Source organism: Variovorax sp. V15 (assembly GCF_041154425.1).
GTDB classification, from domain to species: domain Bacteria; phylum Pseudomonadota; class Gammaproteobacteria; order Burkholderiales; family Burkholderiaceae_C; genus Variovorax; species Variovorax guangxiensis.
Genome location: NZ_AP028659.1, coordinates 3,796,934 through 3,811,202, shown reverse-complemented (window position 1 = coordinate 3,811,202; position 14,269 = coordinate 3,796,934). Strand labels below are relative to the sequence as shown.

Sequence of the window (14,269 nt, the reverse complement as noted above, 5' to 3'; positions counted from 1 at the left end):
AATCAGTGTCCATGTCTCCCGCTCCCGCAAACCCGTCCCCTGACGTTGCGGCGCCCGCGTTCACGTTGCTGGACCGCGACCACAGCATTCTTTCGTTCAACGAGCGCGTGCTCGACTGGGCGCATCGCAAGGAAGTGCCGCTGATCGAGCGGCTGCGATATCTGTGCATCGTGTCGTCGAATCTCGACGAGTTCTTCGAAGTCCGCGCCGCGCCTCACCTGATTGCAGGCAGCGCCGGCGACCACAAGGGCACTTACACGGTCGAGTCGTTCCAGCGTCTGGCCGAAGCGGCCCACAAGCTGGTGGCGCGCCAGTACGCGCTTTACAACGACGAGTTGATGCCGACCTTCGCGACGCACGGCATCCGCATCATTTCCCACGGTGAGCGCAATCCGGCGCAGCGCAAATGGGTCAGCGAGTATTTCGAGCGCGAGGTGCGCCCTCTGCTGATTCCGGTCGGCCTCGATCCGGCCCACCCGTTCCCGCAGGTGGCGAACAAGTCGCTCAACTTCATCGTCAGGCTGGGTGGCAAGGATGCTTTCGGGCGTGAAAACCCGATCCAGATCGTCAAGCTGCCTCGCGTGCTGCCGCGGCTGATCAGGATGCCGGCCAAGGTGTCGGAGGGCAAGACGCTTTTCGTGGCGCTTTCCAGCGTGGTGCGTGCACATCTGAGCGGCATGTTCCCGGGGCGCGAGGTGGGCGACTTCTCGCAGTTCCGTGTCACGCGGCATTCCGACCTTGCCGTGGACGAGGAAGACGTCAAGAACCTGCGTACCGCGCTGCGCCAGGGGCTGCAGCACCGGCACTACGGGCAGGCCGTTCGCCTCGAAGTTTCGGCAAGCTGTGCCGAATCGCTCGCGAGCTTCCTTCTGGCGCAGTTCAATCTGCCGCCAGAGGCGCTGTACCGGGTACACGGCCCTGTGAACCTGGCCCGGCTCACGCAGCTGGCTGACCTCCTCGACGAACCGCAACTGCGGTTTCCGCCGTATCGCGCCTCGTACCCCGTCACCTTGTCGTCCGGCCAGTCGTTCTTCGAGCAGTTGCAGCGAGGCGACGTCCTGATCCATCAACCCTTCGAGAGCTTCGACGGGGTGCTGGCCTTCCTGCGCGAGGCCGTGCAAGACCCGCAGGTGCTGGCGATCAAGCAGACCATCTACCGCACGGGCGCCGATTCGGAAATGATGGACCTGCTGCGTGAGGCCGTTCGTCGCGGCAAGGAAGTCACGGTGGTCGTGGAGCTTAAGGCCCGCTTCGACGAGGAGGCCAACATCAACTGGGCCGAGATGCTCGAGTCGATCGGTGCGCAGGTGGTGTATGGCGTGGTCGGACTCAAGACCCACGCCAAGATGCTGCTGGTGACGCGGCGCGAGGGCAAGCAGATGCGCCGCTACGGCCATCTTTCGACGGGCAACTACAACCCGCGCACGGCCAGGCTCTACACCGACATCAGCCACCTCACGGCCGATCCGCTGCTGACGGCCGACATGGAAGCCGTCTTCGTGCATCTGGCGAGCCAGAGCCGCTTGCCGAAGCTCAACCGCATGTGGCTGGCGCCATTCGACCTGCACAAGAACGTCATCGCCCAGATCGATGCGCTGGGCCTGGCCGCCGCAGCTGGCCAGCCGACCCGCATCGTCGCCAAGATGAATGCGCTGACCGACGACGAAATCATCGCCTCGCTGGTTCGCGCCGGCCAGAAGGGGGTGAAGATCGACCTGATCGTGCGCGGAGCGTGCACGCTGCCGGCGCAGGTGCCGGGCGTCACCGACAACATCCGGGTGCGCTCGGTGATCGGCCGTTTCCTGGAGCATTCGCGGGTCTTCTACTTCCGCAACGGGGAGGACGAGTCGCTGTACCTGTCGAGTGCCGACTGGATGAACCGCAACATGATGCGGCGCGTCGAGCTCGCATGGCCCGTGACGGACCCCGGGCTGCGCCAGCGGCTGATCGACGAATGCCTGGTCGCCTATCTGCACGACGGCCGCGACGCCTGGGACCTGGGCGCCGACGGCACGTACACGCGCGTCGACCACGATACGCATTCGGGCGAAGCAGGCTCGTCGCCCGTCGTCGAAGCCCATGGCGCGCAGGCGGCGCTCATGAACCGCTACGCATCACGAGGGCATCTCAGAGATGCATCCAGCAACTGAAGATCGAAAGACGATGACCATGGACTTGATCTTCTGGCGTCATGCCGAAGCCGAGGACTGGACCGAGGGTTGCGACGACATGCAGCGCTCGCTCACCGCGCGCGGCGAAAAGCAGGCCAAGCGGATGGCGGCATGGCTGGACCGCCAGTTGCCCGACGGTACGCGCATCATCTGCAGCCCGGCGCGGCGTTGCGAACAGACCGCGCTGGCGCTGGGCCGCAAATACAAGCTGCGCTCGGAACTCGCTCCGGACACCACCGCCGAGGCGCTGCTCGGCGCGGCCGGCTGGCCCAATGGCAAGTCTGTGGTGCTGATGATCGGCCACCAGCCATCGGTCGGGCAGGCGATCTCGCTGCTGCTGGGGCTGAAGCAGGACAGCTGCCCGGTGCGCAAGGGCGCGCTGTGGTGGATTCGTACGCGTGAGCGCGACGGCGACGTGCAGACCGTCGTGGTGACGGTGCAATCGCCCGAATTGCTCTGATCGGGAGCGAGAAAGCCCGGCAGTCGGGAGTGCTCAGCAGCCGCTGAGCTCGACCCGCCAGTTGCTGGTCTTCTGCCAGGCCAGCACTTCCTCGCGCAGCAGGTGCGCCGATTGCGGATAGGCCTCGGCCCAGTCCGGAGCGCAGGCGATGGCGAAGGCTCGTGCGCCCAGTGCTGCCAGGTGGAGCGCCTGCGGGTCGGGATCGCGCCGTGCGTGGCACAGGATCACCGCGAGCCGCAGCGACAGCAACTGCATCACGAAGGTTTCATCGTCCAGCGACGCCTCGAGCTTGCGAAGCTTGCCTCGCTGGCCCAGCACCAGCTGGCCCAGCGCATGCAGTTCGTTGACCGCAAAGCCGGGTGCGTCGGTGTTGTCGAGGATGTAGGCGCCATGCTTGTGGTAATCGCTGTGGGACACCAGCGTGCCGATCTCGTGCAGATGTGCGGCCCACCCGAGCTTGCGAAGCGCGCGGCCAGCCCGGTTGGTGGTGCTGCCGCCGCGCGCGGCGGGCGAGAGCTGCACGAAGAGGGCCGCGGCGGTGTCGCCGACACGGCGAGCCTGCTCCGGATCCACCGCGAACCGGCTGGCCAGCCGCGCGACGGTGGTGGTGCGCATGTCGGCGACGCTCTCGTCGCGCTCAAGCAGCTCATAGAGCACGCCGTGGCGCAGCGCACCCTGGGCGACCTTCATTTCGTCGATGGACAGGAGATCGAACACGGCACGCAGCACGCTCAGGCCGCCGCCGATCACGGCCTTGCGGTCTTCGCGCATGCCATCGATGCGCAGCTTGTCGGCGCTGCCGGCCTTGAGCAGGCGGTCGAGCAGCCAGTCGAGGCCCTCGCGGGTGACCAGGCCAGGCTCGCCGCCCGCCGCGGCCAGCACATCGCCGACCGCACCGATGGTGCCCGAGGCGCCATAGGCCACGTCCCACTGGTCACGCGTGTAGCTGCCGAGCGCGTCGTCGAGCACTGCCTTGGCCGCGACTTCGGCGGCGCGGAAGGCGGCCTGAGTGAAAAGACCTTCGCCGAAGTGCTTCATCGACCAGGCGACGCTGCCGACGCGATACGACTCCATGCGGTCGGCCTCCAGGGCGCGGCCGATGATCATTTCGGTGGAGCGCCCCCCGATGTCGACCACCAGCCGACGCTCGCGGTCGGATGCATCGTTGTGCGGCAGCATGTGCGCCACGCCCTGATAGATGAGGCGGGCTTCTTCCCGCCCAGGGATCACGTCGATGCCGAACCCCAGAATGGTGCGCGCGCGCAGCAGGAATTCTTCGCGGTTGCGCGCCTCCCGCAGCGTTTGCGTGGCCACTGCCCGGACCTGCGAGCGCTTGAAGCCTGCCAGGCGCTCGCCGAAGCGGGCTAGGGCGTCCCAGCCGCGCTGCATGGCTTCGGTCGTGAGATTACGGGCACTGTCCAGGCCGTTGCCCTGGCGCACCGTCTCCTTGAGATATTCGGTGCGGTGGATCTGGCCGTGGTCGACCTGTCCGATTTCGAGCCGGAAACTGTTCGACCCCAGGTCGACTGCTGCGAGGCGGGTGCCGTTTTGCATGTGATTCTGAAAAGGAGGGGCGGTGTCTTTGTGTTTGATCGTAGCGCCGTGACAGGGCGTGCCGCCTTCCGATCGCGCGATGGCGAGTTCCGGAAGGCTAGGGGGCTCGCATGACGGTTATGTGACAGCGTCACATGCAAGACCGGCGAAACAAAGGCATTTTCCCTCGGTAGAGGGGTGTCATATTGATGTCACAGAAGCTTTCTAGAGTCCGTCCCAAGCCCGGAAAGGGACTACTTCTTACTTCTAAAAGGAAGCTTCATGAAAACGACGTTCAAATTTGCAACAGCCGGTCTCGTGGCCGCGGTGTTCTCCATTCCCGCCCTCGCGCAAGACGTGACCGGTGCCGGCGCCAGCTTCCCGGCGCCGCTGTATGCCAAGTGGGCTTCCGACTTCAACAAGGCCACCGGCGTCAAGATCAACTACCAGTCGGTCGGCTCGGGTGCCGGCATCAAGCAGATCGAAGCCAAGACCGTCGATTTCGGCGCTTCGGATGCTCCCCTGAAGGACGACGAACTCCAGGCCAAGGGCCTGATGCAGTTCCCCACCGTCATCGGCGGCGTGATTCCCGTGGTCAACATCCAGGGCGTGAAGCCCGGCGAGCTGAAGCTCAACGGCCAGGTCCTGGGCGACATCTACCTCGGCAAGATCACCAAGTGGAACGACCCCGCCATCAAGGCGCTGAACGGTTCGCTGAACCTCCCCGACGCCGCCATCGCCCCGGTTCGCCGCGCCGACGGTTCGGGTACCAGCTTCCTGTTCACCAACTACCTGAGCAAGGTCAACGCCGAGTGGAAGACCAAGGTCGGCGAAGGTACGGCCGTGAACTGGCCTACCGGCGCGGGTGGCAAGGGCAATGAAGGCGTCGCCGCTTTCGTGAACCGCCTGCCGAACTCGATCGGCTACGTCGAATATGCCTACGTCAAGCAGAACAAGATGACGTACGCCCAGATGCAGAACGCCGCCGGCACCTTCGTGTCGCCCGACGACTCGGCATTCAAGGCCGCCGCCGCCGGCGCCGAATGGAACAAGAGCTTCTACCAGGTGCTGACCAACCAGGCTGGCAAGGACGCATGGCCCATCACCGGCGCCACCTTCATCCTGATGCACAAGGTGCAGGACAAGCCCGCCAACGCGACCACCGTGCTCAAGTTCTTCGACTGGGCCTACAAGAGCGGCGACAAGACGGCCGACGAGCTCGACTACGTGCCGATGCCCGACGCCGTGAAGGCCACCATCGCCAAGGCATGGGGCGAGGTGAAGGACTCGTCGGGCAAGGCCGTCGCGTTCAAGTAAACCTACCCATCAGTCCAGAACGGCGCGCCCATGAGCAATTCTTCGCTCGAGGACGCGCCGCTTTCGTCTTTGCCGGAGCGACCCGTGTCATCCACCTTTCCCGCCGCCACCACCTCTCTCGACCTCGCGGCCGAGCGCGGTCGTGCCACCGCACCTCCGCCGCCTGTGAAGGCGCCGCGTTCCGGCCCCATGGCCGACCGGCTGTTCGGCTGGGCCGCCAAGGGCGCCGCCTTGCTGACGCTGGCGATGCTCATCGGCATCCTGCTGTCGCTGGTTGCAGGCGCCTGGCCCGCCATTTCGAAGTACGGTCTCGGCTTCCTCACGAGCAGCGTGTGGGACCCGGTCAAGGACGAGTACGGCGGCCTGGTCATGATCTACGGCACGCTGGCCACCTCGATCATCGCGCTGGTGATCGCGGTGCCGGTGAGCTTCGGCATCGCGCTCTTCCTCACCGAACTCTCGCCCAGCTGGCTCAAGCGCCCGCTGGGTACGGCCATCGAGCTGCTGGCTGCGGTGCCCTCCATCGTGTACGGCATGTGGGGCCTGCTGGTGTTCGGGCCGATCCTGTCGACCTGGGTGCAGCAGCCGCTGCAGAAGCTGCTCTCCGACGTGCCGTATCTCGGCGCGCTGGTGTCCGGCCCGCCCGTGGGCATCGGCATCCTGTCGGCCGGCATCATCCTCGCGATCATGATCATCCCGTTCATCGCCTCGGTGATGCGCGACGTGTTCGAGGTGACACCGCCGCTGCTGAAGGAGTCGGCCTACGGCCTCGGCTCCACCACCTGGGAAGTCGTCTCCAAGGTGGTGCTGCCCTACACCAAGGCTGGCGTCATCGGCGGCATCATGCTCGGCCTCGGCCGGGCGCTGGGTGAAACGATGGCGGTCACGTTCGTGATCGGCAACATGAACCAGCTCAACTCCCTTTCCGTGTTCGAGGCTGCGAACAGCATCACCTCGGCACTCGCCAACGAATTCGCCGAAGCCGGCGCGGGGCTGCACCAGGCCGCGCTGATGTATCTCGGCCTCGTGCTGTTCTTCATCACCTTCGTCGTGCTGTCGCTTTCCAAGATGCTGCTGGCCAAGATGAAGAAGAGCGAAGGAACCAAGTCGTGAGCACCGCCCAGAACCTTCTCGTGGCCAAGGCGCTGGCCGAAACGCGCCAGGCCAAGTTCGCCGCGCGCAACCGCGTCAACAAGATCGCGCTCACGCTGTCGCTCGCCGCGATGGCCTTCGGCGTGTTCTGGCTGATCTGGATCCTCTGGGAGACGCTGCGCCAGGGCGTGGGCGGCCTGGCCATCGCCACGTTCACGCAGATGACGCCGCCGCCGAACGAGGCGGGCGGTATCGCGAACGCGATCTTCGGCTCGTTCGTGATGGTGATGCTGGCCACCTTCGTGGGCACGCCGATCGGCATCATGGCCGGCATCTACCTGGCCGAGTACAACCCCAAGGGACTGCTCTCTTCGGTCACGCGCTTCGTCAACGACATCCTGCTGTCCGCGCCGTCGATCGTGATCGGCCTGTTCGTCTATGCCGTGGTGGTGGCCTACTTCAAGACCTTCTCGGGTCTGGCCGGGGCCATCGCGCTGGCGCTGATCGTGATCCCGGTGGTGATCCGCACCACCGAAAACATGCTGCAGCTGGTGCCGCCGGGCCTGCGCGAAGCTGCCTATGCGCTGGGCACGCCGAAGTGGCGCGTCATCACCAACATCACGCTGCGCGCCGCCCGCGCCGGTGTGGTCACCGGTGTGCTGCTGGCCGTGGCGCGCATTGCCGGCGAAACCGCGCCGCTGCTCTTCACCGCGCTGAACAACCAGTTCTGGACCGCCGACGTGAGCCAGCCCATGGCCAGCCTGCCGGTCACGATCTTCAAGTTCGCGATGAGCCCGTACGAGAACTGGCAACAGCTGGCATGGGCCGGCGTGTTCCTGATCACGATTGCCGTGCTTGCCCTCAACATCCTGGCGCGGGTACTGACGCGCAACAAACATTGAATCCGGAAGAAGTCAACAACATGCCAAACACCGTCGCACAACCGTCGCGCTCGAAGATCTCGGTCAAGGACCTGAACTTCTACTACGGCAAGTTCCACGCGCTCAAGGGCATCAATCTCGAAATCCCCGAGAACAAGGTCACGGCCTTCATCGGCCCGTCGGGCTGCGGCAAGTCGACCCTGCTGCGTACCTTCAACCGCATGTTCGAGCTCTATCCGGAGCAGCGCGCCGAGGGCACCATCGCCCTCGACGGCGAGAACCTGCTGACCTCAAAGCAGGACGTGGCGCTGATCCGCGCCAAGGTCGGCATGGTGTTCCAGAAGCCCACGCCGTTCCCGATGTCGATCTACGACAACATCGCTTTCGGCGTGAAGCTGTTCGAGAACCTTTCGGCCAGCGAGATGGACGACCGCGTCGAATGGGCGCTGAAGAAGGCCGCGCTGTGGACCGAAGTGCGCGACAAGCTGCAGCAAAGCGGCTCGGGCCTCTCAGGCGGCCAGCAGCAGCGCCTGTGCATCGCACGCGGCATCGCGATCAAGCCCGAAGTGCTGCTGCTCGACGAGCCCTGCTCGGCGCTCGATCCGATCTCGACCGCGAAGATCGAGGAGCTGATCGCCGAGCTCAAGAACGAATACACAGTGGTCATCGTCACGCACAACATGCAGCAGGCCGCCCGCTGCAGCGACTACACCGCCTACATGTACCTCGGCGACCTGATCGAGTTCGGTGCCACCGAACAGATGTTCTTCAAGCCGCAGCGCAAGGAGACCGAGGACTACATCACCGGCCGTTTCGGTTGAAGTCAAAGGAGACAACAACATGACCGAGAAACACCTCTCCAGCCAGTTCGACAGCGAGCTCAACGGCGTTTCGTCTCGCGTGATGGAGCTCGGCGGCATGGTCGAGTCGCAGATCAATCAGGCCGTGTACGCGCTGCTGCAGTTCGACTCGGAAGCGGCCAATCGCGTGATGGAAACCGAGCACCGCGTCAATGCGATGGAAATCGACATCGACCGCGAGCTGTCGTCCATCATCGCGCGCCGCCAGCCGACCGCACGCGACCTGCGCCTGCTGATCGCCATCAGCAAGACCACCGCCAACCTCGAGCGCGTGGGCGACGAAGCCAACAAGATCGCGCGCATGGTCAAGTCGATCATCGAGAGCGGCGCCGCCCGCCAGCTGCCCACGACCGAGCTGCGCATCGCCGCCGATCTCGCCGCGGGCCTGCTGCGCAAGGCGCTCGACGCCTTCGCCCGTCTCGACACCGCCGCGGCGCTGTCGATCCTGAAGGACGACGACCTGATCGACAAGGAGTTCGACGGTTTCGTCCGCAAGCTGGTCACCTACATGATGGAAGACCCGCGCACCATCTCGGCCAGCCTGGACCTGCTGTTCCTGGCCAAGGCCATCGAACGCATCGGCGACCACGCGAAGAACATCGCCGAATTCATCATCTACATCGTCAAGGGTGCCGATGTGCGGCACACTTCGATGCAGGAAATCGAGTCCGCGCTGCAGTAACGGCTGCGGCAAGACTCCCAAGAAAGCATGAAGAAACCCCGAGTCCTGATCGTCGAAGACGAGTCCTCGATCGCCGAGCTGATCGCCGTCAACCTGCGCCACAACGGCTTCGAGCCGATCTGGTCGGAAGATGGCGCCGCGGCCCAGCGAGAGATCGACGCCTTCCTGCCGGATCTGATCCTGCTCGACTGGATGCTGCCCGGCCAGAGCGGCCTGCAGCTCGCGCGCCAGTGGCGCAAGGACCCGCGCACCAAGGCCATCCCGATCCTGATGCTGACCGCGCGCGGCGACGAACCCGACAAGGTTGCCGGCCTCGATGCCGGTGCCGACGACTACATCACCAAGCCGTTCTCCACCCAGGAGATGCTGGCCCGCATCCGCGCGGTGCTGCGCCGCCGGGCGCCGGAAGTGGTCACGGAGCGCGTCGAGATCGGCGAGCTGGCCCTCGACACCTCCACCCATCGCGTGACCTGGCAGGGTGGCGCGCTGAAGGTCGGCCCGACCGAGTTCAAGCTGCTGGCCTACCTGATGCAGCATGCCGAGCGCGTGCACAGCCGTGCACAGCTGCTCGACAAGGTGTGGGGCGACCACGTCTACATCGAGGAGCGCACGGTCGACGTGCACGTCAAGCGCCTGCGTGAATCGCTGGGCGCGGCGGCGCCGATGGTCGAGACCGTCCGCGGAGCGGGCTATCGCCTGACCGCCCAAGTCACGGTTTGAGCGCCGTGGCTTCCTTTGGCCGCGGGCGCGGATAATCGCCCGCCATGCCTTTCCGCATTGCTACTTTTTTAATAGCGTCCCTTGCAGTAGGAGCGGGCGCTGTTGCCATTTTTGGCTGGAAGTTCGGCTGGCTGGGGGCCTGGCTTGGTTCTGTGCTCTGGCTGGCGCTGGATGCATGGCGCGCCGACCGGCTGCTGCGCATCCTGCGCAACGACGCCGCCGGCCTGCCGTCTCGCTGGCCGGGTGTCTGGGGCGAACTCGCCGAGCGCATCCGCAAGCTGCTGCGCGACCGCGAGCAGCAGACCCGGCAGGCCGAAGACCGCCTGCAGGAGTTCCTCGCGGCCATCCAGGCATCGCCCAACGGCGTGGTGCTGCTCGACGAGCAGGGCCGCATCGAATGGTGCAACCAGACGGCGGCCAGCCAGTTCGGCATCGATGCGGAGCGCGATCTGGCACAGCATCTGGCGAATCTGGTGCGCGATCCAGCTTTCGTCGCATACCTTGCGTCCTGGAACTACAGCCGCGACGTCGTCATCGACGGCCCGGGGCTGGGGCATGGGCACCAGCGCAGCCATCCGGTCAGGCTCTCCGTGCAGGTGCACCCCTATGCCGGCAATCGCCGCATGCTGCTCACGCGCGACATCACCGCGCTCGAGCAGGCCGAGGCGATGCGCCGCGATTTCGTGGCGAACGTGTCGCACGAGATCCGCACGCCGCTGACGGTGCTGGCGGGCTTCGTCGAGACCCTGCAGAACCTGCCACTCGATGCGGACGAGCGCGCGCGCTATCTGTCGCTGATGGGGCAGCAGTCGCATCGCATGGAGACGCTGGTGAACGACCTGCTGACGCTGTCGCGCCTCGAAGGCAGCGCGCCGCCGTCCGGCAGCCAGTGGATCCGCATCCGCGCGCTGTTCGCGCAGTGCGAGGACGAGGGGCGCGGACTGTCGGAACGGCTGACGCCCAAGGGGCACCAGTTGTCGTTCGTCGTGGATGCCGAGTCGGAGGTGTCGGGCGCGCCGACCGAACTGCAGAGCGCGATGTCGAACCTGCTGAGCAACGCCATCCGCTACACGCCCGGCGGCGGCGAGGTGGCTGTGAGCTGGAAGGTGCTGCCCGACGGGCGCGGCGAATACGCCGTGAAAGACACTGGCCCAGGCATTGCCGCGGAGCACATCCCGCGGCTGACCGAGCGCTTCTATCGCATCGACCGCAGCCGCTCGCGCGAAACCGGCGGCACCGGGCTGGGGCTGGCGATCGTCAAGCACATCGCCCAGCGGCACGGCGCGGAGCTGCGCATCGAAAGCATGGTGGGCAAGGGCTCCCGCTTCGCGCTGGTGTTCCCGGCGGCACGTGTGCGGGAAGCACGCGTGATGGCGAAGTAGGCCTTCGGGCCTCGTCTCTTTAGTCTCTTTATCTTGCGCGCTGACCCATCGTCCAGCGCAGCAGCACGCCGAACAGCAGGGCGGTCAGGGCCAGAGCCGCGGCGCTCATGATCCAGAACGCCAGGGGCGACTGCATGGCTGCCCAAGGCCCAAGGCCGCGGTATGCGAGCAGATAGCTGCCGCCCAGGCCCACTCCCCACAGCATCGTGCAGTAGATGACCAGCGGCGCCAGCGTGACCCGGTAGCAGCGCAGCACGAACACGCAGAGGGTCTGCACCGCGTCGGCGACGTGGTATGCAGCCACCGCCAGCAGCAGCGCGCCCGCCATCGCGATCACGGCGGGGTTGTCGGAGTACACATTGGCGAGCTGGTCGCGCAGCAAGGCCATGGCCGCGGCATAGAAGAGCGCGCACAGGGCCGTCAGCTCGAAGCCCAGGCGACAGGCGTGCCGCGCCTTGGCTGCGTTACCGGCACCGAGCCAGAAACTCATGCGGGCGCTGGTCGCGATGCCCAGGGACAGCGGCGTCATGTAGGCCACGGCCAGCAGGTTCGATGCGATCTGGTGCGAGGCCGCAGCGGCGGTGCCGAGGCGGGCGATGAAGAGGGCCATCAGCGTGAACGACGTGACTTCGACCAGCACCGCCAGCCCGCCCGGCACGCCGAGCCGGGCGAACTTGCGGATCTGCTGCCAGTCGGGCGCCTCGATGCGCTTCCAGAGTCCGTAGTCGGCATAGAAAGGCTGGTTGCGCAGCAGCCAGATGGCGCAGCCGAGCATGGTCCAGTTCACGCACAGCGTGGCCCAGCCGCAGCCCACGAGGCCCATGGCCGGCAGGCCCGCGCCGCCGAAGGTGAACCAGATCGACAGGGGTAGCTTCACCAGCAGCGAGCCCAGTTGCAGCCACGTCACGAGCTGGGGCCTGCCCAGGCTCTGGTTCAGCGTGCTGAACAGGCGGAAGAGCAGGGCGGGCGCCAGCGCGAAAGCCAGCACGGCAAGGTAGGCCTCGACCTCGCCGCGCATCTCCGCCGGCACCTGGGTCCACTGCAGGACGGAGCCCGGCAGCAGCAGGATCGTCATGCCGACCACGATGGCGATGACCGCAAGGTACAGCGACTGCCGCACAGAACGCCCCACCTCGCTGCCGCGCCCGCCGCCGTGCAACTCGGCCCAGACCGGCAAAAGCGCCTGCAGAACGCCCATCAGCGACACGTAGACGCTCACGAAGACCGCGGCGCCGACCGACAGCGCAGCCAACGCGTGCTCGGAGTAGCGGCCCGCGATGATGGTGTCGGTCACGCCGAAGGCCATCACGGCCAATTGGCCGACGAGCACCGTGCCCGCGTGCCGCGCGATCAGAGCCCGCTCGCTCCTCACTGCGGCGTGATCTTCTGGTAGAGCAGGAGGTCGTCAGCGGCGCTGCTCGGTCGGCGCAGCGTGCCGGCGAAGCGCCACTGGTCGAACGGAATGATGGTGTGCAGGCGCTCGATCGTGTCAGGGCTCACCAGCAGCCACGGGCAGTCGGTGCCCAGCAGCAGCGGCTGCACGTTGAAGTTGCCGTGATGGCGCAGTGCCGCGATGTGCGGACGGCTCAGTGCCAGTTCCGCGATGCAGCGAGGCTGGCCCACGCGTTCGGCCACGGCGCGGATCTGCGGGACGTAGCTGCGCGCATAGTCGATCGGCGGCAGCCACAGGGTCATCAGCAGCATCCAGCACAGGGCCGTGCCGCCGGCCGGCAGCACCAGCGTCTTCCAGAGGGCGGCGCGGTGCCGTCCCGTGCGCCAGCGCACCAGCCAGCACCAGGCAATGGTCGCTGCCACGGCGAGGACCACGGCAATGGGCGAGAACTCGGGCACGAAGCCAGGCACCAGTCGCGCGACGCTGGCTGCGGGCTTGGGCGGCACGCCCGTCTGCATGGCGATCCAGTAGATCCAGCCCAGCACGGCGAGACCGCTGAAGAACAGCACGTTGAACCAGTCGATCAGCGCCGAGGCGCTGCGCCGGAAGGTGGGCAGGGCGAATGCCGCGAGCGTGGCGAAGGCGGGCAGGGCCAGCAGCAGCGAGCGGTCGGAGTAGTCGGTGCTCCAGGTGGCGGCCAGCGGCACCAGCGCGAACCAGAAAGGCAGGGCGACATGGCGCGCCGTGAGCTGTCGCCGCCAGCGCCAGAGCGTCCAGATGGCCAGCGGCCAGACCGGCCAGGTGAACCAGACCAGCAGCTTGGCCTGGCTGCGCACGTCGCCCAGCAGGGTGTTGCCGATCACGGTGATCTTCCAGGTCGGCAGCTTCAGGCTGAACACCAGCACCGCCGCCAGCGCGGTGATGCCGATCATCGTGAACAGCGCAGCCCGCGTGTAGCCGGGGCCGCTGCTTTCGTCGTCGACGAAGTCTTCGCTGGCGGATTGCGCGGCGAGCCGGCGTTCGTAGGCGACGTAGAGCACGCTGCCGATGGCCAGTGCGAGCCCGACCGTGGGTGCACCGCTCAACGTGATGCCGATGGTGCCGACCGCCAGTGCGATCACCGGGCCGTTGCGGCGATAGGGCAGCGCAGCCACGCCATAGAAAAGATGCGAGGCGAAGAAGAGCTGGGCCAGCGCGGGCGTGGTTTCGTGGCCGAGCTGGGCGAGGCCGAGGCAGGCGATCAGTGCCAGCAGGCCGCCGTCGGCGATGGCGCGCGCGTAATCGGTAGGCCGGGCCTCGCCGCCGAAGGCAAAGGCCACGGGCTGGGCGCGCGCGGTGCGGGCCAGGTAATAGACGGCGTACCAGGTGGCCGTGAAGGTGCCCCAGAGCAGGAATGCGAACGCGACGCGAACGGCCAGGTCCGGGTTGATCCATGCGGGGGCGATCTTGATGGCCAGGGCGCCGATCCAGTACGGAATCAGCGCCGGTGTTTCCGGTCGCAGGCCCAGCAGCATCGGATCGAACCAGCGCGCGATGCCGTCGGTGCTGCGGGCCAGCTCGGCCATGTAGCCGAAGGCCGTGATGTCCGCGCTCTTCCAGGGGCCCCGGCCGACCAGCCCCGGCAGCAGGTAAGCCGCACAGAGCAGCAGCAATGCGATGCGCGGCAGCCGGCGCACGGCGCTCTGGGCAACGATCGCGGGGGTGGGCTGGTTCAAGTGGCGGGAAGAGGCAGGATTGGGAAAGAAAAAGGGCAGCGCGGTAAACCGGGCTGCCCTCGA

12 protein-coding genes are annotated in these 14,269 nt (G+C 66.4%); 9 read left to right on the top strand and 3 right to left on the bottom strand.

The features are described 5' to 3' along the window. Positions 1 to 11: 11 nt before the first annotated feature. Both ppk1 and ACAM57_RS18000 read left to right on the top strand, forming a co-directional pair. Positions 12 to 2,150, top strand: a complete 2,139-nt coding sequence (gene ppk1 / locus ACAM57_RS18005) for a polyphosphate kinase 1 (RefSeq protein WP_369658362.1) — start codon at positions 12 to 14, stop codon at positions 2,148 to 2,150. Between the two features lie 19 nt (positions 2,151 to 2,169). Next, on the top strand, positions 2,170 to 2,631 hold the full coding sequence (locus tag ACAM57_RS18000) for a histidine phosphatase family protein (protein ID WP_171022539.1): 462 nt from the start codon (positions 2,170 to 2,172) through the stop codon (positions 2,629 to 2,631). Positions 2,632 to 2,664: 33 nt separating this feature from the next. Here the strand turns inward: ACAM57_RS18000 and ACAM57_RS17995 are convergent, their stop codons facing one another. Then, positions 2,665 to 4,185: a Ppx/GppA phosphatase family protein gene (locus ACAM57_RS17995; protein ID WP_126019030.1), complete on the bottom strand. Its 1,521-nt coding sequence runs from the start codon at positions 4,183 to 4,185 to the stop codon at positions 2,665 to 2,667. 261 nt (positions 4,186 to 4,446) lie between these two features. Between ACAM57_RS17995 and pstS the strand changes: the two genes are divergently transcribed. The 7 genes from pstS to phoR are packed head-to-tail and all read left to right on the top strand — an operon-like array spanning position 4,447 to position 11,098. Further along, positions 4,447 to 5,481 carry a phosphate ABC transporter substrate-binding protein PstS gene (pstS, locus tag ACAM57_RS17990; RefSeq protein ID WP_184638461.1) on the top strand — a complete coding sequence of 345 codons (1,035 nt, stop codon included), beginning with the start codon at positions 4,447 to 4,449 and terminating at the stop codon, positions 5,479 to 5,481. Between the two features lie 30 nt (positions 5,482 to 5,511). Further along, a complete protein-coding gene (gene pstC / locus ACAM57_RS17985; RefSeq protein ID WP_126019034.1) occupies positions 5,512 to 6,594 on the top strand; it encodes a phosphate ABC transporter permease subunit PstC in 1,083 nt (360 codons plus the stop codon). After that, positions 6,591 to 7,475 carry a phosphate ABC transporter permease PstA gene (pstA, locus tag ACAM57_RS17980; RefSeq protein WP_019653049.1) on the top strand — a complete coding sequence of 295 codons (885 nt, stop codon included), beginning with the start codon at positions 6,591 to 6,593 and terminating at the stop codon, positions 7,473 to 7,475. The genes pstC and pstA overlap by 4 nt, the downstream gene beginning before the upstream one ends. Positions 7,476 to 7,495: 20 nt before the next feature. After that, positions 7,496 to 8,275, top strand: a complete 780-nt coding sequence (pstB, locus tag ACAM57_RS17975) for a phosphate ABC transporter ATP-binding protein PstB (protein ID WP_021007056.1) — start codon at positions 7,496 to 7,498, stop codon at positions 8,273 to 8,275. Positions 8,276 to 8,294: 19 nt separating this feature from the next. After that, entirely contained in the window at positions 8,295 to 8,996 is a 702-nt protein-coding gene (gene phoU / locus ACAM57_RS17970; protein ID WP_126019038.1) for a phosphate signaling complex protein PhoU, read from the top strand. A gap of 27 nt (positions 8,997 to 9,023) precedes the next feature. After that, a complete protein-coding gene (gene phoB / locus ACAM57_RS17965) occupies positions 9,024 to 9,716 on the top strand; it encodes a phosphate regulon transcriptional regulator PhoB (RefSeq protein ID WP_007836652.1) in 693 nt (230 codons plus the stop codon). A 44-nt stretch (positions 9,717 to 9,760) separates the two neighbouring features. Further along, complete coding sequence (phoR, locus tag ACAM57_RS17960) at positions 9,761 to 11,098, top strand: phosphate regulon sensor histidine kinase PhoR (RefSeq protein WP_369658361.1); 1,338 nt, start codon at positions 9,761 to 9,763, stop codon at positions 11,096 to 11,098. A 28-nt stretch (positions 11,099 to 11,126) separates the two neighbouring features. Here the strand turns inward: phoR and ACAM57_RS17955 are convergent, their stop codons facing one another. After that, positions 11,127 to 12,470, bottom strand: a complete 1,344-nt coding sequence (locus tag ACAM57_RS17955; RefSeq protein WP_369658360.1) for an MATE family efflux transporter — start codon at positions 12,468 to 12,470, stop codon at positions 11,127 to 11,129. Then, positions 12,467 to 14,206: a hypothetical protein gene (locus ACAM57_RS17950; RefSeq protein ID WP_369658359.1), complete on the bottom strand. Its 1,740-nt coding sequence runs from the start codon at positions 14,204 to 14,206 to the stop codon at positions 12,467 to 12,469. Before ACAM57_RS17950 ends, ACAM57_RS17955 begins: the two co-directional genes overlap by 4 nt. Positions 14,207 to 14,269: the final 63 nt, after the last annotated feature.